This is a genomic window from Paraburkholderia sp. BL21I4N1 (assembly GCF_002973525.1).
Taxonomy (GTDB): domain Bacteria; phylum Pseudomonadota; class Gammaproteobacteria; order Burkholderiales; family Burkholderiaceae; genus Paraburkholderia.
On sequence record NZ_PVEN01000008.1, the window covers coordinates 214,532 to 241,207 of the forward strand.

The 26,676-nt window shown below is 62.3% G+C and carries 25 protein-coding genes and 1 pseudogene; 7 read left to right on the forward strand and 19 right to left on the reverse strand.

Annotated elements, in window-relative coordinates:
• Positions 1-42: 42 nt before the first annotated feature.
• The 3 genes and pseudogenes from B0G83_RS21605 to B0G83_RS39585 form a co-directional block, all read right to left on the reverse strand.
• On the reverse strand, positions 43-537 hold the full coding sequence (locus tag B0G83_RS21605) for an OmpA family protein (protein ID WP_308701476.1): 495 nt from the start codon (positions 535-537) through the stop codon (positions 43-45).
• Between the two features lie 343 nt (positions 538-880).
• Entirely contained in the window at positions 881-3,352 is a 2,472-nt protein-coding gene (locus tag B0G83_RS21610) for a YadA family autotransporter adhesin (RefSeq protein ID WP_374954932.1), read from the reverse strand.
• 9 nt (positions 3,353-3,361) lie between these two features.
• A pseudogene (locus tag B0G83_RS39585) lies at positions 3,362-3,496 on the reverse strand (ESPR-type extended signal peptide-containing protein); the annotation flags it as partial.
• Positions 3,497-4,438: 942 nt separating this feature from the next.
• On the opposite strand from B0G83_RS39585, the gene B0G83_RS21615 reads away from it, so the two are divergent.
• Complete coding sequence (locus tag B0G83_RS21615; RefSeq protein ID WP_105509438.1) at positions 4,439-4,876, forward strand: nuclear transport factor 2 family protein; 438 nt, start codon at positions 4,439-4,441, stop codon at positions 4,874-4,876.
• Between the two features lie 66 nt (positions 4,877-4,942).
• Positions 4,943-5,383, forward strand: coding sequence for a nuclear transport factor 2 family protein (locus B0G83_RS21620; protein WP_105509439.1), 441 nt, complete (start codon positions 4,943-4,945; stop codon positions 5,381-5,383).
• Positions 5,384-5,414: 31 nt separating this feature from the next.
• Here the strand turns inward: B0G83_RS21620 and B0G83_RS21625 are convergent, their stop codons facing one another.
• The 9 genes from B0G83_RS21625 to B0G83_RS21665 all read right to left on the reverse strand — a co-directional run bounded on the left by B0G83_RS21625 (position 5,415) and on the right by B0G83_RS21665 (position 15,084).
• On the reverse strand, positions 5,415-5,831 hold the full coding sequence (locus B0G83_RS21625) for a CopD family protein (protein WP_105509557.1): 417 nt from the start codon (positions 5,829-5,831) through the stop codon (positions 5,415-5,417).
• Positions 5,832-5,956: 125 nt separating this feature from the next.
• Entirely contained in the window at positions 5,957-7,228 is a 1,272-nt protein-coding gene (locus B0G83_RS21630; protein ID WP_105509440.1) for a glutamate-5-semialdehyde dehydrogenase, read from the reverse strand.
• A gap of 134 nt (positions 7,229-7,362) precedes the next feature.
• Positions 7,363-8,484 carry a DNA polymerase III subunit delta gene (gene holA / locus B0G83_RS21635; protein WP_105509441.1) on the reverse strand — a complete coding sequence of 374 codons (1,122 nt, stop codon included), beginning with the start codon at positions 8,482-8,484 and terminating at the stop codon, positions 7,363-7,365.
• Positions 8,485-8,520: 36 nt separating this feature from the next.
• A complete protein-coding gene (lptE, locus tag B0G83_RS21640) occupies positions 8,521-9,072 on the reverse strand; it encodes an LPS assembly lipoprotein LptE (RefSeq protein WP_105509442.1) in 552 nt (183 codons plus the stop codon).
• Between the two features lie 91 nt (positions 9,073-9,163).
• Positions 9,164-11,755, reverse strand: coding sequence for a leucine--tRNA ligase (gene leuS, locus B0G83_RS21645; RefSeq protein WP_105509443.1), 2,592 nt, complete (start codon positions 11,753-11,755; stop codon positions 9,164-9,166).
• 228 nt (positions 11,756-11,983) lie between these two features.
• Positions 11,984-12,433, reverse strand: coding sequence for a biopolymer transporter ExbD (locus B0G83_RS21650; protein WP_105509444.1), 450 nt, complete (start codon positions 12,431-12,433; stop codon positions 11,984-11,986).
• Positions 12,434-12,485: 52 nt separating this feature from the next.
• On the reverse strand, positions 12,486-13,196 hold the full coding sequence (locus tag B0G83_RS21655) for a MotA/TolQ/ExbB proton channel family protein (protein ID WP_105509445.1): 711 nt from the start codon (positions 13,194-13,196) through the stop codon (positions 12,486-12,488).
• An 80-nt stretch (positions 13,197-13,276) separates the two neighbouring features.
• On the reverse strand, positions 13,277-14,083 hold the full coding sequence (gene dapB, locus B0G83_RS21660) for a 4-hydroxy-tetrahydrodipicolinate reductase (protein WP_105509446.1): 807 nt from the start codon (positions 14,081-14,083) through the stop codon (positions 13,277-13,279).
• Between the two features lie 182 nt (positions 14,084-14,265).
• Positions 14,266-15,084: an outer membrane protein assembly factor BamE gene (locus B0G83_RS21665; RefSeq protein ID WP_105509447.1), complete on the reverse strand. Its 819-nt coding sequence runs from the start codon at positions 15,082-15,084 to the stop codon at positions 14,266-14,268.
• Between the two features lie 158 nt (positions 15,085-15,242).
• Here B0G83_RS21665 and fur point away from each other — a divergent pair, with 158 nt between their 5' ends.
• Complete coding sequence (fur, locus tag B0G83_RS21670) at positions 15,243-15,671, forward strand: ferric iron uptake transcriptional regulator (protein ID WP_012434340.1); 429 nt, start codon at positions 15,243-15,245, stop codon at positions 15,669-15,671.
• A gap of 154 nt (positions 15,672-15,825) precedes the next feature.
• Here the strand turns inward: fur and B0G83_RS21675 are convergent, their stop codons facing one another.
• The 3 genes from B0G83_RS21675 to B0G83_RS21685 all read right to left on the reverse strand — a co-directional run bounded on the left by B0G83_RS21675 (position 15,826) and on the right by B0G83_RS21685 (position 18,804).
• The gene (locus tag B0G83_RS21675; RefSeq protein WP_105509448.1) at positions 15,826-16,338 is read right to left on the reverse strand and encodes an ureidoglycolate lyase; all 513 of its coding nucleotides are present in this window, start codon (positions 16,336-16,338) and stop codon (positions 15,826-15,828) included.
• Between the two features lie 12 nt (positions 16,339-16,350).
• The gene (alc, locus tag B0G83_RS21680) at positions 16,351-17,361 is read right to left on the reverse strand and encodes an allantoicase (protein WP_105509449.1); all 1,011 of its coding nucleotides are present in this window, start codon (positions 17,359-17,361) and stop codon (positions 16,351-16,353) included.
• 114 nt (positions 17,362-17,475) lie between these two features.
• On the reverse strand, positions 17,476-18,804 hold the full coding sequence (locus tag B0G83_RS21685) for a C4-dicarboxylate transporter DctA (protein ID WP_105509450.1): 1,329 nt from the start codon (positions 18,802-18,804) through the stop codon (positions 17,476-17,478).
• A 227-nt stretch (positions 18,805-19,031) separates the two neighbouring features.
• Between B0G83_RS21685 and B0G83_RS21690 the strand changes: the two genes are divergently transcribed.
• Positions 19,032-19,730, forward strand: coding sequence for a FadR/GntR family transcriptional regulator (locus B0G83_RS21690; protein ID WP_105509451.1), 699 nt, complete (start codon positions 19,032-19,034; stop codon positions 19,728-19,730).
• Between the two features lie 137 nt (positions 19,731-19,867).
• On the opposite strand, the gene gap is transcribed toward B0G83_RS21690, so the two are convergent.
• Together gap and tkt are read right to left on the reverse strand one after the other, a co-directional pair.
• A complete protein-coding gene (gap, locus tag B0G83_RS21695; RefSeq protein WP_035548635.1) occupies positions 19,868-20,878 on the reverse strand; it encodes a type I glyceraldehyde-3-phosphate dehydrogenase in 1,011 nt (336 codons plus the stop codon).
• A 91-nt stretch (positions 20,879-20,969) separates the two neighbouring features.
• The gene (gene tkt / locus B0G83_RS21700) at positions 20,970-22,991 is read right to left on the reverse strand and encodes a transketolase (RefSeq protein WP_105509452.1); all 2,022 of its coding nucleotides are present in this window, start codon (positions 22,989-22,991) and stop codon (positions 20,970-20,972) included.
• A gap of 297 nt (positions 22,992-23,288) precedes the next feature.
• Here tkt and speE point away from each other — a divergent pair, with 297 nt between their 5' ends.
• The 3 genes from speE to B0G83_RS21715 all read left to right on the forward strand — a co-directional run bounded on the left by speE (position 23,289) and on the right by B0G83_RS21715 (position 25,466).
• On the forward strand, positions 23,289-24,176 hold the full coding sequence (speE, locus tag B0G83_RS21705) for a polyamine aminopropyltransferase (protein ID WP_105509453.1): 888 nt from the start codon (positions 23,289-23,291) through the stop codon (positions 24,174-24,176).
• 116 nt (positions 24,177-24,292) lie between these two features.
• Positions 24,293-24,706: a glyoxalase/bleomycin resistance/extradiol dioxygenase family protein gene (locus tag B0G83_RS21710; protein ID WP_105509454.1), complete on the forward strand. Its 414-nt coding sequence runs from the start codon at positions 24,293-24,295 to the stop codon at positions 24,704-24,706.
• Between the two features lie 19 nt (positions 24,707-24,725).
• Positions 24,726-25,466, forward strand: coding sequence for a 16S rRNA (uracil(1498)-N(3))-methyltransferase (locus B0G83_RS21715; RefSeq protein WP_105509455.1), 741 nt, complete (start codon positions 24,726-24,728; stop codon positions 25,464-25,466).
• Between the two features lie 114 nt (positions 25,467-25,580).
• On the opposite strand, the gene B0G83_RS21720 is transcribed toward B0G83_RS21715, so the two are convergent.
• Together B0G83_RS21720 and B0G83_RS21725 are read right to left on the reverse strand one after the other, a co-directional pair.
• Positions 25,581-26,141, reverse strand: a complete 561-nt coding sequence (locus tag B0G83_RS21720; protein WP_105509558.1) for a barstar family protein — start codon at positions 26,139-26,141, stop codon at positions 25,581-25,583.
• 16 nt (positions 26,142-26,157) lie between these two features.
• Complete coding sequence (locus B0G83_RS21725) at positions 26,158-26,574, reverse strand: ribonuclease (RefSeq protein ID WP_035548646.1); 417 nt, start codon at positions 26,572-26,574, stop codon at positions 26,158-26,160.
• Positions 26,575-26,676: the final 102 nt, after the last annotated feature.

Below are 26,676 nucleotides of genomic sequence, written 5' to 3' on the forward strand. Positions count from 1 at the left end.
TCGATGGCAGGCCTTTGAGGTCAAAACGATGTGTGCTGCGGATTATTCGACACGCACGCTGGCTTCGACACGGCGGTTCTGTGCACGGCCTTCAGCCGTGGCATTCGATGCGACCGGATCGGCGCTGCCCTTGCCTTGCGTGTAGAACTGCTCGGCTTGCAGGCCGCCATCGTGCAGATATTGCGCGACGGTGGTTGCGCGCGCCTGGGAGAGCTTCAGGTTATGCGGTTCCGACGCCCTGCTGTCCGTATAACCCGTCACGACCACACGACGAACTTTGATACCCTGGTTCGCGCTGAGAAATCGGTCGAGGCTGGCCTTCGCTGCCGGGTTAAGCGTTGCGCTGTCGGTTGCGAAGTTGGCGTCGCCTTGCAGAACCAGCTGACGCTGCGGCGCGACCGGCTGGACGTCCTGCTTCACGACCGGCTGCGCGGCCGGCTGTTGCACGGCCGGCTTGCCACACATAAAGGTCAGTTCGCGCGGGTCCTTCTTCGGTACGGTAGCGTCGACACGATCGATCGATTCAAGCAGCGCCATGCCGTTTTCTTTACAGGTTTCTTCAGCAACGCGGACGCAGCTATTCGAGTTTTCCAGAAGTCCGTCGCAGCTAACGCGATAGACCGGTACCTGCTGGTTCGGGACGCTCACTGCACGCAGCGTGTAGGTAGGACCAGACTGCGTGGTGCATGCAGCAAGGAAACAGACAAACGTGCCGAGTAACGGCGCGCGGAGATACTTCATCAGATTCATGTTCATTTTTGGGAATTCAGTGAATTGAAGCGGCCCTCCCGGCGGCGCGAGCCGCCGACGAGGGCGCACTTTTATAGGTCAAGACAGACCCGGTTGACGGACGGGACTCACGCCCCGTCCGTCAAGGCACTTACCACTGGTACGAAGCACCTGCGCCGATCGTCGTGCCACCCGAACTGATACCCGCACCAATCTTCACCTTCAGGTTCTGCGTGATGCGAGCCGATGCGCCCAACGCCGTGGCTTGATAGCCCTTGTAGTTCGCCGTGCCGACACCCACTGCAATGGTCTTGCCCTGGTCAACATCCGGAATCATCGTCAACGCGGTGGCCGCCGCGACGCCGCTGTACGCGTTACGTGACAACTCAGTCATGCCCGACTGGAATTGACGCATGTTCACGGCATCGGTTCCGGCCTTGCCGTCCGCGACATTCGTGAGACGGCGTTCGTTGCCTTCCGAACCGAACGACACGGTATTGTCCTGATCCGCGACAGAACCACCGCCGATTGCCACCGAGTTCGCGCCGCTTGCTTGTGCGCCACCGCCCATCGCCATCGAGTTGTCACCCGATGCCGAAGCGGCGCCACCATCCGTGTTGATCGCGATATACGTGTTGCCGGTCGACGCCTGATTCTTGATCTGCAGATTCAGATCCGCAACCTGCTGGTTGGTGTTCCACAACTGCGAGCCGGTCACCGCGTCAGTGCTGGTTGCGGACAAATCCGCGTCTTGCAGGTTGGTCAGCTTCACCTTCGCTGCGCCAGCCGATCCACCCAGCGTGATCTTGTCGTGAGCGGCCGAGTCGTACTGCACCGCATTCGCCACCGACCCGCCAAAGTTGTTGATCGTCGCCTGCATGTTGGTGATGTCGGTCGAGTTTTGCGTCGTACGGCTATCGATGTTGCTGATCGCGTCACCCACGTTGGTCACGGTCGTGCCACCGACAACGTAAGTCGGTGCGGTGATCGTGCCATCTTCGTTGACGGTCGAGCCGCCTCCGATCGCTGCGGCCGTGCTGGCCGCGCTCGCATACAACTGCGAACCGTTGACCGCTTCGACGCTCGACGCGTTGACCGCACCGGCCGCCACGCCTGTCACGACACGGTTACCCCCAGTACCAGCCATGTTGACGCGCATACCGTTGGTGCTGCCCGCGATGAGAATGTCTTTCGACACCGCGTCTTGCGTGACGAGGCCAACGCCTGCTCCGTCAATCTGCGTCTTCAACGTCGACAGGTTGGCGTCGAGTGAATCGAGCGCACCGCCCACCGTGTTCTGCGTACCACCTTGCATGTGATACGTCGGACCGGTAACCGAACCGTCTGCGTTGATCATTGCGCCGCCGCCGAGTGCGTCGACTGCCGGCTTGAGCTGGCTCAGGTTGACGGCCGAAGCGTCCGTCGTGCCGTTTGCCACACCGATCAACTCACGCGCACCTGCGGTACCCATGAAGTCGACATGCGTGCCGTCCAGATCCTTGGCGACCGTCAGGTCGTGCGAATCCTTGTCCTGCTGCACGAGACCGATTTCACCGCTGTTGATCTGGTTAGTGATGTTGGTCACCGAGCCTTCAACGTTGGTCACGCGGCCATCGATGTTGCTGATCGACGTTGCATTGTTCGTCACACGTTGGTCCAGATTCGTGATGTCGCCGGTGTTCTTCGCGATATCCGACGCGTTCTGTTCAACCTTCTCGTTCGTGGCAAACAACTGCGAACCGTTCACTGCGTCCATACTGGTTGCCGACAGTTCGCCTGCCTTCACATTGGTAATCGACGTGCCTTCGGCGCCCTTCAGCGTCACAAGACCCTTCGAGGCATCGTCATAGGCTACTGCGTTCGGATCGGTCCCGCCGCCACCACCGGTCAATGCTGCCGCCGCGATTGCGTCGGCGACATTGTCGTAGGTTGTACCGTTGACCGCGTAGGTCGGCGCCTTTACCGAGCCATCCGCGTTCAGGCTTGAACCACCACCGAGCGCAGCCGTCACGCCCTTGAGCTGTGACACGTTGACAGCATCGGTGTCGTTCTGACCGGCGGCCATGTTCACCAGACGACGTGTGTTCGCCTGATTATGGATCGTGTACGCCACGCCCTTTGCGTCATAAGCGGTGTACGAACCCGTGCCATCGCTACCCACCGAGACGGTGTTGTCCAGATTCGCCACCGAGCCCGAGCCCAGGGCGACCGAATCAGCACCCGAAGCAAAAGACTGCGCGCCAACTGTTGTCGACTTTGCACCCTTGGCGTACGCGTTCGAACCGATCGCGATCGATGCGGCGCCTTCAACGCGCGCCACGTCCGACGGGGGGGTCGAGCCAACGCTGTCACCCATGCCGGCGACCTGCGAATAGTACGCTGCGGTCTTGTACGAGGTGTTCAGCCCCGTCGTATCGATGCCCGAGCCGCCTGCACCGGCTTTGAGCATGCCGCCCCTGAGCAAAGTTGCCTGAAGGCCGTCACTACCTGAGCCGGCCGGGATCACGTCCCACACCTGACCGACGTCGGCTGCGTCGGTAATCACGAAAGCGCCCGCACCAATGACCTCCTGATTGCCGTCCACTACTGAGCCACTGTCCAATCCGCCGGCGCTTGCACTCACCGAAGCGCCAGCGCCTGCTGCCAGGATCGCGGCAACAAGCACGCTCTTGCTCTTACTCTTCTTCCCCCGACTCCTCGCCACTTCCGATGCAGCCACATAGGTTCCGGTAGTTTCATTCCAAACGGTTTTGTACGACTTGTTCACGATTTCATCCTGTTGAAAGTGTAGTAACTGATCTGTTTTGCAAGCGACCAAGTCGGCGCTTCACGCATATCAGTCGGTCACCGAGGGAATGAAAAAGCGGTCATACGAATGAGAATTTTCGGACCACGTCACTCACCCTTCGGCTGGTGACACAAATGTATGTTTAAGCGACTCACGCTTTAATGGGACAATTCTTAAAATTCAATTATACTTAGGACAATTCCTCGTCAACCAGACAGAACAACCAATTTACCTAGGAAAGGTCCTAATATTCACAGACAAAAATCTGAAATATAAAAATTTAGGCTGATTCGTTCTATTTTAAAAATTAAGAAAATCCTGATTGCGCGACGCGAAACTGAACGACGAAACAACCGACGAGGGACTTGGTCGGCCAGCCATGATGCGGCGCCGCATATCCATAACTCGTCGCTCGTACGCGTCACACCGTGGACCGTTTGACGTGCTGATCGTCAGGTCAAAAACATACATCTCTTAGCTGATGGGCTTATCAGAAGGTGGTCGCACGCTGACTAAGCGATTTGAGACTCAAAAATCTCTGCGTGCGGCGCACGTTAGAATAAAAATAGGATCCCTCCTATTTTTAAATTTTATTCCCCCGCCACCAACGAGAATCTCTGCGCGCACCCTGACAAATACGATCCACGCTCAGACTTTCTCACATCAAAATAAGAAAATTAAGACTAATCCTGTGGATTAACCCACTGGTCGCCGACAAAATTGGACCCAAGGCCTCAAAAGCTGACCTATTAAAGTGACGACAGATAAAACGCCAACCAACCAATCAATCCCATTTTGCGCAACGAGCCTGCATCCAAATTTAAACGCCGTCATCTTCTTATCAACACCAGACGATTCTCGATCGCAGCTCCGGATCGACAACCGTATTTGAGAACGTATTCACTCTCTTCAGGAGTTTTCATGAACCGCTTTACCATCCTGGCTACCGTCGGCCTGCTGCTTTCGCCCGTTGCATCGCAGGCATCCACCGCAACATCGGACGAAGCGGCGTTAGCTGCCCTTGAACAATCCTGGGTAAATGCCTCGTCCCGCCACGATCACGCCGTACTCGACCAAATTCTGGATGACTCGTTCGTCGAGACGATGTCCAACGGAGCACGCCGTAGCAAAGCGGACGCGCTTTCCGCGCCGGGACTTCCTGCCGGTTCGAGCCAGACACTTACGGAGGTCAACGTACGGGTAATCGGCGACATTGCCGTTGTAACCGGCGTCAACCACTACCAACCGGCACCCAGCGCTAAAGCAATCTATTTCTTGTTCACCGATGTCTACGCCAGACGACCGAACGGCTGGCGCGCCGTGTCATCGCGCATGCGCAAATCAGGCAATGGAGCGTGATCATGATTCATTGCGGTTTAGTCGCCGCGTGACATTTAACGCACCTTTCTTCCATAAACAGGGAATATGAAATATTTTGCCTTCCTGACCACCCTCGGCCTATCAACTTGCGTGTTGGCCGTCGGCCTCCACACCGAGGTTCAAGTTGACGCCACACTGGTTTCGATCGAGCAGATGTGGGTCGACGCCGTCGCTCACGGCGACCGCGCCACGCTCGACCAACTACTCGACAACTCCTTCGTCGAAACCATGCCAAACGGCGCCCGTCGCAGCAAAGCCGACGTGCTGTTCGCACCGTCCTTGCCGCCTGGCGCCGCGCAGTCGCTCGGCGATCTGAGAGTACGTGTACTGGGGAATGTCGCGATGGTGTCCGGCGTCAATCACTACACGCCGGCATCGGGTTTAAAAACGATCGATTACGCGTTCACCGACCTGTATGTGCGACGTGGCGACACCTGGCGTGTCGCGTCGTCACATACGACTCTCGGGTCGGTGCATAACGTCTAACAGTGTGGAGCGTTGCGCTCCCACCCAAAGCTTAAAACGGTTTGATCACCACCAGCGCCACAGCCGCCAGCATGCCCAGCACGGGCAACTCATTGAACATCCGATACCACTTATCCGAACGACGGTTCTCGCCACGTTCAAAAGTCCGCAGCAACACACCGCAGTACGCGTGATAGATGATCAACAAGACCACCACGCCGACCTTCGCGTGAATCCAGCCCTGCCCGCGGCCAATCCCGATCACTAGCCACAGCCAGATACCACAGGCCAGCGCCGGCACCGCGATGAATGTCATGAAGCGGAACAATTTTCGCGCCATCGTCAGGAGACGCGCCGTTGCAGCCGTATCCGTTTCCATCGCCAGATTGACGAAGATGCGCGGTAAATAGAACAGGCCGGCAAACCAGGAAGCCACCAGGACAATGTGAAATGTTTTGACCCAAAGCATCGGGAGCACCTGTTGTTGTGGGGTTCGTTAGTGTGTGCGAATCGGGCGGAAGCGGCGGCAAGTGCGAGCGCGGCTGCGTTGCGCAGCCGCTTTTTCAATCAGCGCTCGCGACGAACGCTCGCCACTTATTGGCGGCCTTCGCCATGACCCAGCACGACATACTTGAGCGACGTCAGCCCTTCCAGACCCACCGGCCCACGCGCATGCAGTTTGTCGTTCGAGATACCGATTTCTGCGCCAAGGCCGAATTCGAAACCATCGGCGAAACGCGTCGACGCGTTCACCATTACGCTCGCCGAATCGACTTCGCGCAGAAAGCGCATGGCGCGGTCGTGGTCTTCGGTGACGATCGCATCGGTGTGATGCGAGCCGTATTCGTTGATGTGCTCGATCGCCGCGTCAAGACCGTCGACCACCTTGATCGCCAGGACCGGCGCAAGATACTCGGTGCGCCAGTCTTCCTCGGTGGCATCGACAAGCGGCGCCACGCCCGCAGCCGACAACACCGCTCGCGCCGCCGCATCCACGCGCAACTCGACTTCTTTCGCGCGATACAGCTTGCCCAGCGCCGGCAATACCTCAGCCGCGATATCACGCGCAACCAGCAGCGTTTCCATCGTGTTGCAGGTGCCGTAGCGGTGCGTCTTCGCGTTATCGCAAACGGTCAGCGTTTTCGTCAGATCCGCGCGATCGTCCACATACACATGGCAGATGCCGTCGAGGTGCTTGATCATCGGCACGCGGCCTTCTTCGATCAGACGCGCAATCAGGCTCTTGCCGCCACGCGGCACGATCACGTCGACGTATTCCGTCATCGTGATGAGCTTGCCGACGGCCGCGCGATCCGCCGTGGCCACCACTTGCACCGCGTCTTGCGGCAATCCGGCCGCTTCCAGGCCTTCGCCGATCAACTTCGCCAGCGCCGTATTGCACTCGAGCGCCTCGGAACCGCCGCGCAGAATCGTCGCGTTGCCCGATTTCAGGCACAGTGCGGCGGCGTCGATCGTCACGTTCGGCCGCGATTCGTAGATGATGCCGATCACGCCCAGCGGCACACGCATCTGACCCACCTGAATGCCGCTCGGCCGAAACTTCATGTTGCCGATTTCACCGATCGGATCGGCCAGTCCGGCGACCTGCCGCAAGCCTTCGACCATCGTCTTCAGCGCCTTGTCCGACAGCGTGAGACGGTCGATAAACGCCGCGTCGTGTCCTTTGTCGCGGGCCTTGGCGAGGTCGCGCGCGTTGGCTTCTTTCAGCAACACGGTATCGCGTTCAATGGCGTGAGCAACGGCCGCGAGCGCGGCATTCTTCGCCGCCGTCGACGCCCGCGCCATCGCGCGCGAAGCGTGACGGGCGCGGCGGCCGAGGTCGGTCATGTACTGGTCGATATCCATGGAGATTCTCTTGGTGCCGCGCCACGCTCAGGCGGGGCGGACTGACAGAATTAGCGAAACATCAAGCGATTGTAAGACGCGCGGCGGTGCTTTGCCTGGCGTGGCGGTTTGGGCCGCCAGCGCCGCCTCACAGCTCAAACTGGCCGGCGCGACGGCGCAGCAGTCGCTGCGCTCCGAGGCCGCAGTGGCGGCACGGCCAACGTTTTTGGCGACGCCACGGTCATCGCCAGCTCGAACAGACCATCCCACGGATCGGGCGGCGGATCGTTGCGATGGTTTCCCCGCGTCCCGCCGGACAAACCCTTCACCTGCCGATCCAGCTTGGCCGCCAAAGCAAGCGCCTTTTCCAGCGCCCCTTCCGTTACACGTGAAAGCGCCGGTCCGATCAACCGCTCGCGCGGCCCCCACACACGGTTCTCACGCACCAGCATCGCAAGCGGCTTACCCGCCTCCACGCCGCGCTTGATCCGCAGCAGCGTGCGCACTTCTTCGACGACCGCCCACAACACCAGCACCGCAGCCTCGCCTTCGCCACGCAGCCCGTCGAGCATACGTGACAGACGACCGACGTCGCCCGCGAGCATCGCCTCGTTCAGCTTGAAAACGTCGTAACGCGCGACGTTCAACACAGCGTCCTGAACCTGGTCGAAACTCAACGACCCCGCCGGATACAACAGCCCGAGCTTCTGAATTTCCTGATGCGCGGCCAGCAGATTGCCTTCCACCCGTTCAGCGATAAAGGCCAGCGCGCGCCGCCCTTCTTCGCCGGCCGCAACCCGCTGCCCCTGCGCCGCGAGCCGCTGGCCGACCCAGTTCGGCAACTGCGCGCGCTCCACCGGATCGATCTTCAACGCGACGCCGGCGTCGGCCAGCGCCGTGAACCACGCCGATTTCTGCGTTGCCGCGTCGAGACGCGGCAACGTGACCATGGTCAGCACATCGTCGTTGACCGCGGCGGCAAGCGCCTTCAACGCATCCGCGCCTTCCTTGCCGGGCTTGCCCGATGGAATCCGCAATTCGACCAGTTGACGGTCGCCGAACAGCGACATCGATTGACTCGCGCCGAGTAGCGAACTCCAGTCGAACCCACGCTCCACGGTGAACACCGAGCGGTCGGTGAAGCCAGCCGCGCGCGCCGTGGCACGAATGCGGTCGCACGCTTCCTGCGCGAGCAGATGCTCGTCGCCGTACACGACGTAGAGACCGGCGAGTCCCTTGGCGAGATGCGCTTCGAGCGCGTCAAGTCGCAGTTGCATGCGGAGCGTCCGGCAAAGTTGAACGAAGCACCACGCTCACAGCGGCGGTGGCGGCAACGGCGCGCGCGGCGACACCGCCGGCACTTCCTGACCCGGCGCCGGATGCAGCGAACGCACGATCGACAGACGGCGCGTAAGCTGGTCGATCGCGTCGTTTTCCATATCGGCGAACAGGATGTCGGACTCCGCAGCCTTGGCCTGCGAATACTGGTCGCTATAAGTCATTGCGCGGTTCAACCCGATCACGCTCGGCGGAATCAGCACCGTGCCATCTTTGCCGACCAGCGTGTAGTTCATCGAGAGATTCATCTGATACTCCTCGACCACGCCGAGCGAATTCAGCGTCAGCGTGCTGACGCTGCGGGCTTCGTTCAATTGCAGCGTCGCGTCGGAATTGGCGAGCGCGGTGACCACCACCGTATCGCTGCCGCCTTGCACCATGCGCGTGAGGCGCGCATTGGCCGCGGGCGAACCGCCGGCGATATAGAGGCGTTTGAACGCGTAGTCCTGCTGGCCGCGCAACTGGAAGCCGCAAGCGGACAACATCAGCACGCTGCAAGCCAGCGTCAATACCATTCTGCGAGTCACATTGGCTCCTGGTTCGCAGTAGATTCCGCAGCGAGAGACAGGCGCCGCCCTGCGCGGCCGCTCCTGTCCGCTGTCATGTTCTCGTCGCGCGTCAAACGACCACGTTCACGAGGCGGCCCGGCACCACGACGATCTTCTTCGGCGCCTTGCCTTCGCTGAACTTCGCGACCATCTCGTGAGCGGCCGCGAGCTGTTCGATCGCTTCACGCGTGGCGTCTTTCGCCACGGTGATCGCGCCGCGCACCTTGCCGTTCACCTGCAGCACGAGTTCGATCTCCGACTGTTCCAATGCCTGCTCGTCGACCTTCGGCCATGCCGCGTCGAGCAGCGAACCGTGGACGTCGGCGAAACCGAGTTCCTGCCACAACTGGAACGTGAGGTGCGGCACCACCGGATACAGCACGCGCAACATCACGCTGTACGTTTCGCGCAGTACGGCCGGTTGCGCGCCCTTCGCGCTGTCTAGCGCGTTGAGCATTTTCATCGCGGCCGATACCACCGTGTTGTACTGCAGACGCTGGTAGTCGAAATCAGCCTGCTTCAGCACGCTGTAAATCTCGCGGCGCAGCGTTTTGTCGACGTCGCCCAGTGTTGCGGCCTCGACCGTGCCGCCCGCACGCAACGCAGCTTCGTTCGCCTGACTAAAACTCCACACGCGACGCAGGAAACGGCTCGCGCCTTCCACGCCCGAACCGGACCACTCGAGCGACTGCTCAGGGTGGGCGGCGAACATCACGAATAGACGCGCGGTGTCCGCGCCGTGCTGGTCGATCAGCAGTTGCGGATCGACGCCGTTGTTCTTCGACTTCGACATCTTCTCGACGCCGCCGAGCACGACCGGTTGGCCGTCCGCGTTCAGGACCGCGCCGACCGGGCGGCCCTTGTCGTCGAACGAGACCGTGACGTCGGCCGGGTTGTACCAGGTCTTCTTGCCGGCCTCGCTTTCACGGTAGTACGTTTCGTTGAGCACCATGCCCTGCGTGAGCAGGTTCTTCGCCGGTTCGCCGAACTTGACGAGACCCAGGTCGCGCATCACCTTCGCCCAGAAACGCGAGTACAGCAGGTGCAGAATCGCGTGCTCGATACCGCCGATGTACTGATCCATCGGCGCCCAGTAATCGGTGCGCTCGTCGACCATGGTCTTCGCATCCGGCGACGCGTAGCGGTAGAAGTACCACGACGAATCGACGAAGGTGTCCATCGTGTCGGTTTCGCGTTTAGCCGCGCTGCCGCACGTCGGGCAGGTGCAGTTCACGAACGCTTCGGACTTGGCGAGCGGATTGCCCGTGCCGTCCGGTACGAGGTCTTCCGGCAGCACCACCGGCAGATCCTGTTCCGGCACCGGCACGTCGCCACACTTCGGGCAGTGGATGATAGGAATAGGCGTGCCCCAATAACGCTGGCGCGACACGCCCCAGTCACGCAGACGCCACGTGATCTGCTTGTCGCCGAGGCCGAGTTCCTTCAGGTCGGCGGCGATCTGGTCGACCGCCGGTTCGTAGGCGAGGCCGTCGTACTTGCCGCTGTTGATCAGCGTGCCGGTCTTCTCGCCATACCATTCCTGCCAGGCTTCGGTGGAAAACACCTTACCTTCGACGGCCACCACCTGCTTGATCGGCAGGCTGTATTTCTTCACGAATGCGAAATCGCGCTCGTCGTGCGCCGGCACGCCCATGACCGCGCCTTCGCCGTAGCTCATCAGCACGTAATTGCCGATCCACACTTCGATCTGTTCCTGCGTCAGCGGATGCGTGACGTAGAAGCCCGTGCCCATGCCCTTCTTTTCCATAGTCGCGACGTCGGCTTCAGCGACACCGCCGCGCTTGCATTCTTCGATGAAGGGCAGGAGTTCCGGCTTGTCTTTCGCGAGACGCGTGGCGAGCGGATGCTCGGCGGCAATCGCGCAGAACGTGACGCCCATGACGGTATCAGCGCGCGTGGTGAACACGCGCAGCAGCTTCTGTTCACCGTCGATCTCATACGGGAAGCCGAAGTTCACGCCGAAGCTCTTGCCGATCCAGTTCTGCTGCATGACCTTGACACGCTCGGGCCAGCCGAGGCCTTCGAGGTCGTTCAGCAGTTCGTCCGCGTATTGCGTGATGCGCATGTAGTACATCGGGATTTCGCGCTTTTCGACCAGCGCGCCCGAACGCCAGCCGCGGCCGTCGATCACCTGCTCGTTCGCGAGCACGGTCTGGTCGATCGGATCCCAGTTCACGGTGCCCGTTTTCTTGTACGCGATGCCCTTTTCGAGCATCTTCAGGAACAGCCACTGGTTCCATTTGTAGTAATCGGGGCTGCAGGTCGCGACTTCACGCGACCAGTCGATCGCGAGGCCCATGGACTGCATCTGCTTCTTCATGTAAGCGATGTTGTCGTAGGTCCACTTCGCGGGCGGCACGTTGTTGGCCATTGCCGCGTTTTCCGCCGGCATGCCGAACGCGTCCCAACCCATCGGCATCAGCACGTTGTAGCCGTTCATCCGCAGATAGCGGTACATCACGTCGTTGATCGTGTAGTTGCGCACGTGGCCCATGTGCAGCTTGCCCGACGGGTACGGCAGCATCGAGACGCAGTAGAACTTGGGTTTCTCGGTGGTTTCCGAAGTCTTGTACGCGTCGATGGCGCGCCATTGCCCTTGCGCGGCGGATTCGACGTCGGAGGGAACGTATTTTTCGTGCATGGTGTGATGGGATCGCTGGGTTCGGTGCTTTCGCACCGGCCGCTTTGGTGCTCTGCTGGATGAAATGGCGTCGATTCCCCTCTGCGGGGGAAAGGGCTGATTATACCGTTCGCGGGCGGGTACGCCGCGCGGCGTCAGGCGCGGTGATGCGTTCCCGCGCGACTGGTGCGCGCTGAATGCGCACCGTGCAGGCGCCGAGTCCGCGCCGAGTCCGCGCCGGCTACGCGACTAGTGCGCGACGCCCTGCGGCGGCAATCCGCCCGGCGGCGGCGGGTCCGTCACGAAGCCGATCCGCTCGAGCCCGGCCTGCTGCGCCGCGCCCATGACCTGCGCGATCACTTCGTAACGCGTGGAACGCTCCGCGCGTAGCTGGATTTCCGGCTGGTCCGCCTGCTTTCCCGCCTGCGCGAACTGGGCGCGCATCTGCTCCAAGGTGATGGGCTTGGCGTTCCAGTAGAGCTTGCCGGCGGCGTCGATGGAAAGCGAAATGGTTTGCGGCGTCTGGCGCGCGGGCGCCGATGCGACTTTCGGCAGATCCAGCCGGATCGCGTGCGTGAACAAGGGTGCGGTGATGATGAAAATCACCAGCAGCACCAACATCACGTCGATCAGCGGCGTCATGTTGATCTCGGCCATCGGCGCGGCCGTCTGCTTTTTTTCGAGTCCGCCGAATGCCATGTCGCCTCCTTTTGCCTGGGTGCCGCAAGACGCGCGCGGATGGTTCGGTGGGTCAGTGAGTCGAGGTCTGCTGGACGCGGGCCGGCGCTTCGCGCTGCTCGGCCGGTGCGCACACGTAGGCGTGCAGGTCGTGCGCGAAGCCGTCGAGTTCCTCGGACAATTGCCGCGCCATCCGTCCCAGCACGTTGTACGCGAGCACAGCCGGAATCGCGACCACCAGACCGAACGCAGTCATGATCAGCGCCTCGCCGACCGGACCGGCGACATTCTCGATCTGCGCCTGGCCGCTCGCCGCAATGCTGCCGAGCGCGTGATAAATACCCCACACGGTGCCGAGCAGGCCGACGAACGGCGCCGTACTGCCCACCGAAGCCAGCAGCACCTGACCAAACTCGAGCCGCCGCTGCGACGCATTGAGCGCCTGCCGCAACGCCCGCAGCACCCGTTCGCTGCGCTCGACGCGCGCCAGCAACGCCCCTGGAATATCCACCTCGGCTGCGTGTAGCGCGGCCTCGGCGAGCGGCGTGAAAACACGCTCGCGATCCACGCGCTTTAGCGCGGCGACGCCGTCGGATAGCGTGGTCGCCTGCCAGAACTGCGCAATCGCGCGGTTCGTTTGACGCTTGGCGCGCGTGAGAATCCAGCTTTTGACGATCAGAAAGCACCAGCTCGCAATCGACATGGCCAGCAGCACGTACGCGACGCCATGCGTGATCGCGTCGCTGGTTTGCAGGTAATGGATGATGCCGCTGCTGCCTGCCATCTGACCTCGCCGGGGGAAAGTGATTTCAGGGGCGCGAACAGGGGCAGCGTGTGCCCCTGCAGCCTGCTTGCGTGGCGTGCTTAACCTGCGTCGCGCAGGCCGAGCACGTCTTGCATGTCGAAAAAGCCGCTTGCGTGGCCTTCGAGGAAACGCACAGCACGAAGCGCGCCTTGCGCATACGACAGACGGCTCGCCGATTTGTGCGTGATTTCGATCCGCTCGCCGATGCCCGCGAACAGCACCGTGTGATCGCCGACAATGTCGCCGCCACGAATCGCCGAAAAACCGATGGTGGACGGATCGCGCTCGCCGGTCACGCCTTCGCGGCTGTAGACCGCGCAGTCGTCGAGATTGCGGCCGAGTGCGTGGGCAATCGTTTCGCCCATGGTCAACGCCGTGCCGGACGGCGCGTCGACCTTGTGACGGTGATGCGCCTCGATAATCTCGATGTCGTAGCCGGTCGCGAAATGCTTCGCCGCGAACTCCAGCAGCTTCAGCGTGACGTTCACGCCGACGCTCATGTTCGACGCGAACATGATGGCGACCTTCTCCGCGCCAGCGCGCAGTTGCGCCTTCTGGTCGTTGTCGAAGCCGGTCGTACCGATCACCATTTTCACGTTGTGGCGCTGCGCCGCTTCGAGATGCATCAGCGTGCCTTCGGGGCGCGTGAAGTCGATCAGGTAGTCGGACTCGGCGAACACGCGCTCGATGTCGTCGGTGAGCAGCACGCCCGTCTGTTTGCCGAGAAACGCGCCGGCGTCCTGGCCGAGTTGCGGAGAGTCCGCCCGGTCGAGCGCGCCGGACAGCGTGACGCCGGCATCGTTGAGGACGGTTTCGATGAGCATGCGGCCCATACGGCCCGATGCGCCAGCAATGGCAATTTTCATGGCTTCGAGGGTTCGGAAAAAGCAAAAACCCCGGCAAATGCGGGGGAAAGCGGCGGCGGGCAGCACGCCCGGGCGACGCGCATCACTGAAAACTGCAGAGAACCGGACCGGCACCGCACACGACGCGATGGCGCGTGCGCGGTGCCCGATCCTGTGCCCGTCTTAAGACACGGACAGCGGGATTAGCCGCCCGTTCCCGAAGTCGACGGAGAAGAGGTCAGCGGTGCGTTGTACGTCGGGCCGCCGTTGCTGCTTTGCGGACCCGTCGGGCCGACCGGATTGCTGTTGTCCGTATTCGGATTTTGCGGCGGCGGCGGACGGTGGAACTGGAACTGCGGCTGACCTGCTGCCGTCGGCCCCGTTGACGGAATGCCGCCACCGCTGGCGGTCGGCGCGCTAGGCACGGACGGCCGCAAGCCGCCGCCCGACGACACCGCGTTGGTCGCGCGATTGGCGGCTTGCGCCGCTTCCGCGTTGGCGTCCGTGGACGGCACCGCCGCAGCGGCAGCGCCGTCGGTAGCTGCCGACGAGGCCGGTGCAGCAGCGGCAGCAGCCGGCGCGCTCGCGCCGCTGGCCGGGCTGAGCAACGCCGCAGCCTTCTTCTTGCCGAGCTTGTCGCCGTCGATTTCAGCCAGCAACTCGAGGTTGGACGGCAGATCTTCGCCGCCGCTCCAGCTCGCGACGCGGTCACCCGAGAACATCACCACGAAATCGCGCTGCTGCACGACGTTGGTCGAGCCACGCTTGAAATAGAACACGTAGTCCCAGCGGTCCGCGTGGAACATGTCGGTCAACAGCGGCGTGCCGAGCAGTTGCTTCACCTGCGCGCGCGACATGCCGGCCTGCATTTGCGCTGCCGCTTCTTTCGAAACAAAGTTGCCCTGCACGACCGTGATGCGGTACGGCGTGATGCTTTGGGCAACGCGCTGTGTCAGGCTGTCGTAAGTGGAACATCCGGCAAGAACCGCGACAGTCGCAACAGCGATCAAGGTACCCCGCATGCGGCTCCCCCGGTAGATCAATTGAGATTTTGAAATCATTTCACTCACCGTGCGGGCCCGTGGACGAGCCGCGCGAGTTTCATTCCATCGAAGATGACCAGAACGGCAAAAACACATTACTATGAGAGCCCAGCATTGTACTCTAGGGATCCCTTGTCATGACCAATCCAACCGATCTCAAGAATATCGGGCTCAAGGCGACCCTTCCGCGCCTCAAAATCCTTGAGATATTCCAGCACAGCCCGGTGCGTCACCTGACCGCCGAAGATGTGTACCGCAACCTCTTGCACGAAGAACTCGATATCGGCCTGGCAACCGTGTATCGCGTGCTGACGCAGTTCGAGCAGGCTGGCCTGCTGTCGCGCAGCAACTTCGAATCGGGTAAGGCGGTGTTCGAACTGAACGAAGGGTCGCACCACGACCACCTCGTTTGCCTCGATTGCGGGCTCGTCGAGGAGTTTTTCGACTCCGAGATCGAAAGCCGTCAGCAATCCATTGCGAAGGAACGCGGTTTCAAACTGCAGGAACACGCGCTCGCGCTGTACGGTGCGTGCACCAAGGAAAATTGCCCGCATCGCAAGCATTGACGCGCCTTCGGGCGTAGCGAGCGAGAGTCGGCCGCGTCGGGGTGCGCGGTCCGGCGGGCAGGCAAAAAAAGACCCGGCCGATGCGAATCGGCCGGGTCTTTCTGCTTTTGTAGCGCGGTGAAATGCGGTCTTTCCGCAACGCGCGCGTCTAGCCTTATTCGACCAGCGCCGCGCTCGCTTCGAACGCCAGTCGCCACGGCTCGGCTAATGACAATTCATCGCAATTGGGCTGCTCGCCGCCGCGATCGACCACCACGAAATCGCTCACCCGATCGAGCGCCAGCAACGGGTGATGCCAGACGCCTTTCGCATAGTTCACGCCCTGCCACGCGTCGGTCCAGAAGGCGCGCATTCGCGACGGGTCGAATTCGCCCGCCGGCGCGACCACCACCAGATAACGGCCTGCCGTCAACGGAATGAAAGCCTGACTGCCGAGCGGATGCCGCTCCATCATCGTGATCTCCACCGGCAGCGCGCGCGGTTGCGCGCGAAACAGGTTGATCAGCGGCCGGCCGCCCTGCTCCGTCACGTCGACGTTGGCGAGGTCGTGAAAGCGCTCGGTCGTGCCGCCGTTGATCGCGAAGTGGCGTGCGCCGTCCAGTTCGATCACGTCGCCGAACGGCGCGAAGGCCGAGCGCGTCAGGCGCTCCATCTGCAATGTTTTCATCGACGGGCTCCGTTACGCGAGTTCGCCCCACAAGCGCAAGCGCGACACGCCGCCGTCCGGAAACATGTTGAAACGCACATGCGTGACCGGACCCAGCGACGCGATGCCGTCCGCGAACGTGTGGACGTGGTCCATCTGCAGCTTCTGTTCGCCGAGCAGCACCGGCCAGAACATGGCCTGCGTGATGAGCGAATCGTCGGTGCCGCCGGTCACCGTGGCCGCTTGCAGGGAGCAGCGGTCCGGGTAGTTGCCCTTGAAGTGCGCGGTGTCGACTTCGATCTTACGGATCACGCCCGGCCGCGCCAGCGCGACGATCGCCCAGTCGTTACCCGGCTCGCGGCGGCGGCGGGTTTCCCAGCCGTCGCCCATGTTCACGCCACGGCCCGGCATTAGCATTTGCGAGGCCGGGCCGAAATGCTGGTTGTTGGCCGCGACCAGATACGCGCCGTTCTCCACGGCGGCGAGATCCAGCAGCGTGCCGCTGTCGATCCGTTCCCAGTCTCGCTTCGGCTGACCATACACGCGCAAGCGTGCGAGGCCACCGTCCGGATACAGATTCACCCGCAAATGCGTGAACGCGCGCGCGTCGCTCACTTCGACGTAGTGGTGCTGGTTGCCTTGCAGCGTGGTGGCCGGCACGAGCGGTTGCCAGTCGGCGTTATCGGGCGGCACGTCGCCGTCCGCGTAGCAGGCTTCGATCGACGCGGCCGGTGGGAAGTTGCCGGTGAAGTGACTCGTGTCCAGATCGACGCCATGCACGACGCCCGGACGCGCGAGGCGAATCACGCAGTAGTCGTGACCGGTGGTGCGCTTGCGGCGGGTTTCCCAACCGTCCATCCACTTGCCGTGGTCGTCGTATTTGCCGGGGATGAACACCGCCGGTTGCGGCTCCAGCATGCGTTCCTTGGGCGCGAAGAATTCGTCGCTGGCGTGGAGCGCTTTCGCGCCCAAGCGCGGATCGGCGAGATTCATGTAGCGGCGCGTGAAAGCGGGGGCGTTGGAGTCGAGGATCGGATTGGCCATAGTCTCGGTCAGGCTACGAAAAGGTGAAGAAGTGTCGGCGGATGGTCGTCATCCGCCGAGGCTGGAGGCGCGCGGCGTCGGCGCGCGCAATGCAATTCGGATTCAGGCGGGAAATCAGAGCGCCGGTGCGTGTTCGCCCGCCGCATGCTCGTCGCCCGCATCTTCGCCGGCCGGTACGTAGCGCAGCGCCGCATCACGGTTCAGCACGCGATGCGCGCGCACCCGGTCGATATCGTTTTCCCAAACGGCGACCACCACCGTCGCCACGCAATTGCCGATCAGGTTGGTCAAGGCGCGAGCAATACCGACGAACCAGTCGACCGGCAGGATTAGCACGAGGCCGAGCACAGGGATCGCCGGAATCGCGGACAGCGTCGCGGCCAGAATCACGATCGCCGAGCCGGGAATGCCGTGTGCGCCCTTCGACGTCACCAGCGACACCAGCACCACCACGATCAGGTCATGCAACGACAGCGGCGTGTTGGTGGCCTGCGCGATAAAGATCACCGCAAGCGTGAGATAGATGGAGAAGCCGTCGAGATTGAACGAGTAGCCGGTCGGAATCACCAGGCCGACAGTCGAATCCTTCACGCCCATCCATTCGAGCTTGCGCATGATCTGCGGCAGCACGGCGTCGGACGAAGCGGTGCCGAGCACGATCGACAGTTCTTCGCGCAGATAGCGAATCAGCTTGAAGACGCTGAAACCGGCCAGCCGCATCACCACACCCAGCACCACGACCACGAACACGAAGCAGCTTGCGTAGAACACCAGCACCAGCATGCCGAGCTGCTTCAGCGATTCGACGCCGTAGGTGCCCGTCGTGAAAGCAATCGCGCCGAGCACGCCGAGCGGCGCGAGCTTGATGATGAAACCCATCACGCGGAAAAACACTTGCGACAGTTCGTCGATCAGGCTGCTGACGCGCTGTGCCTTATTACCGAGCAGCGACAGCGCCGAGCCGAACAGCACCGAAAACACCAGAATCTGCAGGATGTCGCCGGTCGCAAACGCGTTGATCGCCGTGTCGGGAATGATCTTCAGCAGAAAGCCCGCCGTGTCCTTGAGGCTCTTGGCGTTCTCGGTGTACGTGGCGAGCGACGCGGGATCGAGCGAATGCAGATTGATGTTCATGCCGACACCAGGACGCGTGGCGTACGCGAGTACCGCGCCGATCACCAGCGCGATCGTCGTCATGACCTCGAAGTAGACCACCGCCTTTAAACCGACGCGACCGACTTTGCGCAGATCGCCGGCATGCGCCATGCCGCTCACCACGACGCAGAACACGATCGGGCCGATCACCATCTTGATCAGCTTGAGAAAACCGTCGCCGAGCGGGCGCAGCGACTGGGCGAAATGCGGATACACGGCGCCGATCACGATACCGGCCACCAGCGCTATGACGACCCGGCCAAACAGCGAATTGAAAAACTTCAACACGGCTTTCTCCTGGTTGAGATGCTGATCTGTTCAGACTGGTCCGACCAGTACTGTTATGGCAGATAGTAGGAAGCCGATATACTGACGTCAAGGTTTCAACGAACAGTGTTTACCCGTTGTTTTTCCAAGCATTTCGGGTCGTATCGCGAATGCACGAAGATGGGCCGCATGAGCGTTCAGTGCGCGTAATACAATGCTGGTCTGACCACGCTTTCAAGTGAGTTACGATGAAAAACGCCCCGCACACCGTCACCGACGCCGCCATCGCGACCATTCGCGAGCGGATCGAAGCGGGCGTCTATCCGGTGGGCAGTTTGCTGCCGGCGCAGCGTCAGCTTTCCGAGGAACTGGAGATTAGTCGCGCTTCGTTGCGCGAGGCGTTGTCCACGCTCGAAGCGCTCGGTCTGCTGGTGATACGGCCCGGCAAGGGCGTCTATGTGGAAAGTGCGCAGGCCACGGCCGCGCAATCGTGGCGTTTCGCGGAGCAATCGTCGTTGCCGGATACCTACCAGATGCGCTACGCGCTGGAAGGTTTTATCGCGCGCATGGCGGCGCTCGCCGTCAGCGAGGCCGACCTCGCCTGGTTCGAGAACAACATCACGGCCATGCAAACGGCGCTCGCCTGCGACGAACTCGACGAAGCCGCCCGCCTCGACTACGACTTCCACATGCGGATCGTGAATATTGCCGGCAACGCGGCGATCGAATCGATTCTGAGCAGCAGCGCGGACATCATGAAGGAAAGCCAGCGCATGCCGTTCTACCGGCGCGAGCTGGTGTTGTCCACGTACTTCGAACATCGTGTGATTCTGGATGCGCTGAAGGCGCGCGATTCCGTCGCTGCCGGCCACGCGATCGAGACGCATATTTCGAACGCGGCGCAGCGCGCGGGTGTGTACTTTCCAACGCCGCAGGCACGGACGTAGAGATAGACGCGCCTAACGCACACGAGCGGACGCCCAAGCGCGAGCGTAAAAAAAAGCCGCTCCGGAGAGCGGCTTTTCTTTGCCTCTAACGCTCCGCACCGCCGACTCAAAACCGGCAGCGCGACGCGTCATCGACCTTACTTCGCGTTGGCCAGCGCCACAGCCGTATCCAGCATGCGGTTCGAGAAGCCCCACTCGTTGTCGTACCAGCTCGACACCTTCACCAGACGGCCCGACACCTTGGTCAGCGTTGCGTCGAACGTCGACGAAGCCGGGTTGTGGTTGAAGTCGATCGACACCAGCGGTGCCTCGTTGTAACCGAGGATGCCCTTCAGCGAGCCTTCCGACGCTTCCTTCATGATCGCGTTGACTTCTTCGACCGTCGTGTCGCGCGCGGCGATGAACGACAGATCGACCACCGACACGTTGATCGTCGGCACGCGAATCGCGTAGCCGTCGAGCTTGCCGTTCAGTTCCGGCAGCACCAGGCCAACCGCCGACGCAGCGCCGGTCTTGGTCGGGATCTGGCTATGCGTGGCCGAACGCGCGCGGCGCAGGTCTTCGTGGTACACGTCCGTCAGCACCTGGTCGTTCGTGTAAGCGTGAATCGTCGTCATCAGACCGTTCACGAGGCCGATCTTGTCGTTCAGCGGCTTGACGAGCGGCGCGAGGCAGTTCGTCGTGCACGATGCGTTCGAGATTACCGTGTCCGATGCCTTCAGCACATGGTGGTTCACGCCGTAGACGATCGTTGCGTCGACGTCTTTACCGCCCGGCGCCGAGATGATCACCTTCTTTGCGCCGCCCTTGATGTGCGCGCTCGCCTTTTCCTTGGTGGTGAAAAAGCCCGTGCATTCCAGCACGACGTCGACGTTCAGCTCGCCCCACGGCAGTTCGGCCGGGTTGCGGTTGGCCAGCACGCGGATCTTGTCGCCGTTCACAACCAGATAGTCGCCGTCCACCGACACTTCGCCCGGGAACTTGCCGTGCGCGGTGTCGTATTGCGTCAGGTGAGCGTTGGTCTTGGCATCGCCGAGATCGTTGATGGCGACGATTTCGATATCGTGCTTCTTGCCGTTTTCATAGAAGGCGCGCAGCGTGTTGCGGCCGATCCGGCCGTAGCCGTTGATTGCGACGCGAATCGTCATGGTCTATCTCCTGATGGCTGAAAAAAATTCGTCTCTATTCGTCTGCGCTTCGTAGTCTGACCGCAACGCGTGCGGCCAGACTTGCCGAAGATCAGCCGAGTGCCGCTTTAGCCGTCGCTACCACGTTCTCGACGGTGAAGCCGAAATGCTTGAACAGCACGCCAGCCGGGGCCGATTCGCCGAACGTGTCGATGCCGACCACGCCGCCTTCCAGACCCACGTACTTGCGCCAGAAATCCGTCACGCCCGCTTCGATCGCGACGCGGCGTACGCCGTTCGGCAATACGCGCTCGCGGTACTCGGCGTCCTGCTTGTCGAACACCGTGGTTGACGGCATGGACACGACGCGTGCGCCGATGCCTTCACGTGCCAGCGGCTCGACCGCGTTCAGCGCCAGTTCGACTTCCGAACCGGTGGCGATCAGGATGATCTTGCGTGCGGGGATTTCGTCGTTCCAGTCGCGCAGCACGTAGCCGCCCTTCTCGATGTTGGCGATCTGCGCGTCCGTGCGTTCCGAGAACAGCAGGTTCTGACGGCTGAAGATCAGGACCGACGGGCCATGGTGTTCGACCGCGTGGGTCCAGGCCACCGCCGTTTCGACCGTGTCGGCCGGGCGCCACACTTGCAGATGCGGAATCAGGCGCAGGCTCGCGACGTGTTCGATCGACTGGTGGGTCGGGCCGTCTTCGCCGAGACCGATCGAGTCGTGCGTGAACACGAAGATCGACGGCGCTTTCATCAGCGCGGCCACGCGCAGCGCGTTGCGGCTGTAGTCGGAGAACGTCAGGAACGTGCCGCCGAATGCCTTGAAGCCGCCATGCAGCGCGAGGCCGTTGATCGCGGCGCTCATACCGAATTCGCGCACGCCGTAGTTCACGTAATTGCCCGCGGCGCGGCCTTCCGCGTTCACGCGCACCGGCTTGGCGGCCTTCCAGTTGGTCAGGTTCGAACCGGTCAGGTCGGCGGAACCGCCCAGCAGTTCCGGCAGCACAGCCGAAAGGCCTTCGATGGCCTGTTGCGACGCCTTACGCGTAGCAATGGTTTCCTTGCGTTCGTTCGCGCCGGCGACGATCGCCTTGGCCTGTTCCGCCCAATCGGCCGGCAACTGCTTGGCCATGCGGCGAGTAAATTCGGCGGCTTCCTGCGGATACTTGGCCTGGTAGGCCGCGAACGCCTTGTTCCACTCGGATTCGATGCGCGCGCCCGCTTCCTTGGCGTCCCACGCTGCGTAGACTTCCTGCGGAATCACGAACGGTTCCCACTTCCAGCCGATCTTTTCACGCGTGGCCGCGATTTCCTTGTCGCCGAGCGGCGCGCCGTGTGAATCGTGGCTGCCGGCCTTGGTCGGCGCGCCTTCGCCGATCACGGTCTTGCAGCAGATCAGCGTCGGCTTGTCGGACAGCTTGGCCTTGGCGATGGCGGCGTCGACCGCGTCGACGTCATGGCCGACCACGTTCGGGATCACGTTCCAGCCGTACGCTTCGAAGCGCTTCGGCGTGTCGTCGTGGAACCAGTGCACCACTTCGCCGTCGATCGAGATGCCGTTGTCGTCGTAGAACGCGATCAGCTTGTTCAGCTTCAGCACGCCCGCGAGCGAACAGGCTTCGTGCGAGATGCCTTCCATCAGGCAGCCGTCGCCGACGAACACGTACGTGTGATGGTCGACGATCGTCGCGTCGGGCTTGTTGAATTCGGTGGCGAGCAGCGACTCGGCGAGCGCCATGCCGACCGCGTTCGCCAGACCCTGGCCAAGCGGGCCGGTGGTCGTTTCGACGCCCGGCGTGATGCCGTATTCCGGGTGACCCGGCGTCTTCGAATGCATCTGGCGGAAGTTCTTCAGCTCGTCGATCGGCAGATCGTAGCCGGTCAGATGCAGCAGCGAGTACAGCAGCATCGAGCCATGGCCGTTCGACAGCACGAAGCGGTCGCGGTCCGACCACTGCGGGTTCGTCGGGTTGTGACGCAGATGACGCGACCACAAGGCCACGCCGATTTCGGCCATGCCCATCGGCATGCCGGGGTGACCGGAATTCGCTTTTTGAACGGCGTCCATGGACAACGCACGGATTGCGTTGGCCATCAGGGAGGTGGGTGCGGGAGACGGGGTCGTCATGTCGAGTCCGGAGACAGAGTCAGAAAGCGGTGTGCGCTTGAGTCCCGGATGCTCGGCGGCCAGTTCGCTTCGGCGCACGGTGCGGCGCCAGGAGACGCGAAACGGGCAGAGCAAACGGACAAGGCTGAAAGCGTGACATTCTAGCAGAACGTTGCGCGGCGCCCGAGCGGAAACCCGCATGGCCCGAGGCCGCGCGTGGCCGCCGGGGCGTGCCGCGGTTTGCTCCGGTTTGCTCCGGTGCGCCGTTTACAATCGGACGACCTGAACCCACCGCGCTCCTGATGGAGCCCGTCCGCCGTGAGCGCTCCGCTGCTGTTTCACCCAAGTCCCGACGCCGTCTACGGATTTCCGCACGCGCGGCGGATCGCGTGCGTCGACTCTCCATATCAGCGTATCGAGGTGTGGGATACGCCTCAGCTCGGCCGGCTCTTCACGCTGGACGGCCGGCCGATGACGTCCGTCGGCGACGAGTTCATCTATCACGAATGCATGGTGCATCCGGCCGCGCTCACGCATCCGGCGCCGAAGGCAGCGCTGGTGCTGGGCGGCGGCGACGGCGGCGCCGCGCGGCAATTGCTGAAGCATCCCGGCATCGAACGCATTGTCGTCGCGGAGCTGGACGCCGAGGTTGTGCGCCTGACGCGCGAGCATTTGCCCGAGGTGCACGGCGGCGCTTTCGACGACCCGCGCGTCGAGTTGGTGATCGGCGACGCGGCCGACTACGTCGCGGCGGCAGCGGCGTCCGCGGCGACACGATTCGATCTGGTGATATTCGACCTGACGCCGCCGGACTCACCCGCAGCGGGCTTGTACACGCAGGATTTCTACACTCAGCTCAAACGGGCCATGTCCCCAACCGCCGCGCTCTCCGTCCATCTCGGCTCGCCGCACTTTCATGCGCAACGCGTAGCCCGCCTGCTCGACGGCTTACGCGCGGCGTTCGCGATAGTCCGCACGATGAACGCCTTCATCCCGCTGTACGGCTCGCTATGGATGATGGCCACCGCCAGCGACACGCTCGATCCCGCAGCCCTCGCCGCCCACACGCTCGCCGCGCGGTTCACCGAGCGCCGGCTCGAACTCGCCTCGCTGAGGCATTACGACCCGGCACTGCATGCGGGACTGTTCTCGGCATCGCGCTCTGTGCGCGATAAACTAAGTCAATTCTTAACGTCAACACACTGAAGCGTGGGCACAATGCACGGTTCGCCCGGGCCGCACGATCGACACGCCGATTGCGCAGTCGTCCAGCTAACCGCACGGCCTGCGTCCCGCCAACCCCTCCCGATCCGGAGAATCCCATGACCGCCTCCCGCCCAGCCGGTGTGCCCTGGTTGACCCCCTATCTGACAGTACGCGACGCAAGCGCCACAAGCGCGTTCTTCTCGGCGGCGTTTGGCTTCGAAGTACGCGACAGCGTGCAGGACGACGGCGTCGTCATGCATGTCGAGATGACCTATCAAGGCCAGTTGATCGTGATGTTCGCGCCGGAAGGCGCCTTCGGGTCCGCGGCAAAAACCCCCAAAAGCGCGGGCGCGATCGCGCCGCAATCGTTCTATGTCTATGTCGACGACGTCGACGCGGTTTACACACGGGCGCTGACCGCCGGCGCCAAATCGTTGAGCGAGCCACAGGACCAGTTCTGGGGCGACCGCTTCGCGCAGGTCGAAGATCTGGACGGCTATCGTTGGGCGCTCGCTCGCCACCTTTCCTGAACCAATGAGTATTTCTCTGATGCCTCGCTTCTTCGTCGATACAGCGCTCAAATCCGACGACATCCTGCCGCTTCCGGACGACGTCGTACGTCACATCCTCGTTCTGCGCCTGCAACCCGGCGATTCGATCGTGCTGTTCAACGGCGAAGGCGGCGAATACAGCGCCGAACTCGTCGAGGTCGAACGCCGCTCGGCGAAGGTCGTGGTGCGCGAATTCCGCGCCATCGAAGTCGAAGCGCCGTATCACCTCACGCTCGCGCAAGGCATTGCCGGCGGCGACAAGATGGACTGGTTGATCGAAAAAGCGGTCGAACTCGGCGCGTCGGGCTTCATGCCGTTGACCACCACACGCAGCGTCGTGCGCCTGTCCGGCGAGCGCGCGCAGCGGCGGCATGCGCATTGGCAAGGGATCGTGCGCGCTTCGTGCGAACAGTGCGGCCGCAATCGCCTGCCGGAAGTCACGCCGGTGCGGGAAATCGCAACCTGGCTCGGCGCGCTGCCGCGCACGCCGAAAGACGGCGAACTGCGGATTCTGCTGTCACCGCGCGCGAGCATCAGCTTGACGGCCTTGCCCGCCACGCCGCCGCTCGGCCCCGTGACCGTGCTGGTCGGCCCGGAAGGCGGGTTTTCCGCCGCCGAAGAAGCCGCCGCGACCGATCATGGCTTTACCGCGGTTGGACTCGGCCCACGCGTGTTGCGCACCGAAACGGCCGGGATCGCGGTGCTTTCCGCGCTGGCTGCGCGCTGGGGCGGGTGGTAAATCAACCGCTTCGGTCCACAAAACCACGCACCCAAAGCAAAGGCCCGCCAATCGGCGGGCCTTCTTTATCTCTCAGCCTCACGCAGCCAGCAAGCTGCGCCGCACGGCCAAACCTTAAGCGAACGAATAAAACACCCGGAACGCGACTTTGCGCTCGGCCCAGAACTCGGCCGCTTCGCGGAACACGTCCAGCAGCGTTTCGCGCCCTTCCTTGTCGAACTTCTGAGCGACCGGCAATTGTTCGAGGACGATCACGAAGCCGGGCTGCGCGCCGGCCTTGTGAACCAGGTCGGTTAAACAATCGTAGAGCGCGTCGTAATTCTTGCCGAAATGCTTCGGAAACAGGAACGATGTCGCGATCGTCTCGAGCACTTCCTGCTTGGACTGCGCGTTCGCGCAATACGCATACAGGAAATGCTGGCCGAGTTGCTCGGCCTCGTCAGCTAGATCCTGCACGCGAAACGCGCGGATCGACTGTACGATGTTCGGTCGTACGGTCTTGAAAAGACTCATGGGCTCCTCGTTCGATGAAACCACAGTGCCTGTTTCGCTCTGGTTCTCGCGGCCCTGCTCGCCGGCGCGCATCTGCATGACGCGTTGGAACAAATTGCCGTCGCCGGCCGCGAAAAGATCCGTCGCGACTCCGGAGTCGTGCGCGTAGACGTTGTCGCTCATGCCGTTCATCCCGATGTCATTCAACAATACGATTAAAACTGGTGTAGTGGTCGTCCGAGTAGTAACAATTGTCGGTTCGCTGTAGCGGACCACCGCAGACGATGCGACGCGCCCCGCGATTACGCGCGCGAGGCGTGGGAACGGTGTATTCGTGGTAATAGCCGCGCCGATGGGCCGGCAGCAACCGTTCGCGATTGCCGAATACGATGCCGTCCTTCTCATACGGGTAAGGCCCGCCGGCGGCAATCAAGTTCAATGTGTTGACCGCTTCGCGCGGCAACTGCGCCAGCGCGACGACGCCCTGCACCTGTGCGTTTGCATCGGCGGGCGCCGTGTAGTCGCGCGCTAACGCGCCAGGCACGGAACCGGATAATACGCACAGCGTTAAAGCACCGATCAGCACGCCTTTCATGCGCAGCCACTTGCGTGCCATGTATCAGGGTTCCCGCTGTTAAATCACGAGTTTGACGACCATGAAAGTCGTAAGGGTATCGCTAATAGCCTTTGGAATCAACGTTCGCCAGGCTGGCGTTCG

Bases quoted from the DNA above. Each gene is read 5' to 3' on its own strand.
- B0G83_RS21690 (WP_105509451.1), top strand. From the start codon at position 19,032: ATGAAAAACGCCCCGCACACCGTCACCGACGCCGCCATCGCGACCATT.
- holA (WP_105509441.1), bottom strand. From the start codon at position 8,484: ATGCAACTGCGACTTGACGCGCTCGAAGCGCATCTCGCCAAGGGACTC.
- B0G83_RS21655 (WP_105509445.1), bottom strand. From the start codon at position 13,196: ATGGCAGGCAGCAGCGGCATCATCCATTACCTGCAAACCAGCGACGCG.
- leuS (WP_105509443.1), bottom strand. From the start codon at position 11,755: ATGCACGAAAAATACGTTCCCTCCGACGTCGAATCCGCCGCGCAAGGG.
- B0G83_RS21715 (WP_105509455.1), top strand. From the start codon at position 24,726: ATGCCTCGCTTCTTCGTCGATACAGCGCTCAAATCCGACGACATCCTG.
- dapB (WP_105509446.1), bottom strand. From the start codon at position 14,083: ATGAAAATTGCCATTGCTGGCGCATCGGGCCGTATGGGCCGCATGCTC.
- alc (WP_105509449.1), bottom strand. From the start codon at position 17,361: ATGGCCAATCCGATCCTCGACTCCAACGCCCCCGCTTTCACGCGCCGC.
- B0G83_RS21615 (WP_105509438.1), top strand. From the start codon at position 4,439: ATGAACCGCTTTACCATCCTGGCTACCGTCGGCCTGCTGCTTTCGCCC.
- B0G83_RS21630 (WP_105509440.1), bottom strand. From the start codon at position 7,228: ATGGATATCGACCAGTACATGACCGACCTCGGCCGCCGCGCCCGTCAC.
- B0G83_RS21665 (WP_105509447.1), bottom strand. From the start codon at position 15,084: ATGCGGGGTACCTTGATCGCTGTTGCGACTGTCGCGGTTCTTGCCGGA.
- B0G83_RS21720 (WP_105509558.1), bottom strand. From the start codon at position 26,141: ATGAGCGACAACGTCTACGCGCACGACTCCGGAGTCGCGACGGATCTT.
- tkt (WP_105509452.1), bottom strand. From the start codon at position 22,991: ATGACGACCCCGTCTCCCGCACCCACCTCCCTGATGGCCAACGCAATC.
- B0G83_RS21625 (WP_105509557.1), bottom strand. From the start codon at position 5,831: ATGCTTTGGGTCAAAACATTTCACATTGTCCTGGTGGCTTCCTGGTTT.
- B0G83_RS21620 (WP_105509439.1), top strand. From the start codon at position 4,943: ATGAAATATTTTGCCTTCCTGACCACCCTCGGCCTATCAACTTGCGTG.
- fur (WP_012434340.1), top strand. From the start codon at position 15,243: ATGACCAATCCAACCGATCTCAAGAATATCGGGCTCAAGGCGACCCTT.
- B0G83_RS21605 (WP_308701476.1), bottom strand. From the start codon at position 537: ATGGCGCTGCTTGAATCGATCGATCGTGTCGACGCTACCGTACCGAAG.
- B0G83_RS21675 (WP_105509448.1), bottom strand. From the start codon at position 16,338: ATGAAAACATTGCAGATGGAGCGCCTGACGCGCTCGGCCTTCGCGCCG.
- B0G83_RS21650 (WP_105509444.1), bottom strand. From the start codon at position 12,433: ATGGCATTCGGCGGACTCGAAAAAAAGCAGACGGCCGCGCCGATGGCC.
- B0G83_RS21710 (WP_105509454.1), top strand. From the start codon at position 24,293: ATGACCGCCTCCCGCCCAGCCGGTGTGCCCTGGTTGACCCCCTATCTG.
- gap (WP_035548635.1), bottom strand. From the start codon at position 20,878: ATGACGATTCGCGTCGCAATCAACGGCTACGGCCGGATCGGCCGCAAC.
- B0G83_RS21725 (WP_035548646.1), bottom strand. From the start codon at position 26,574: ATGGCACGCAAGTGGCTGCGCATGAAAGGCGTGCTGATCGGTGCTTTA.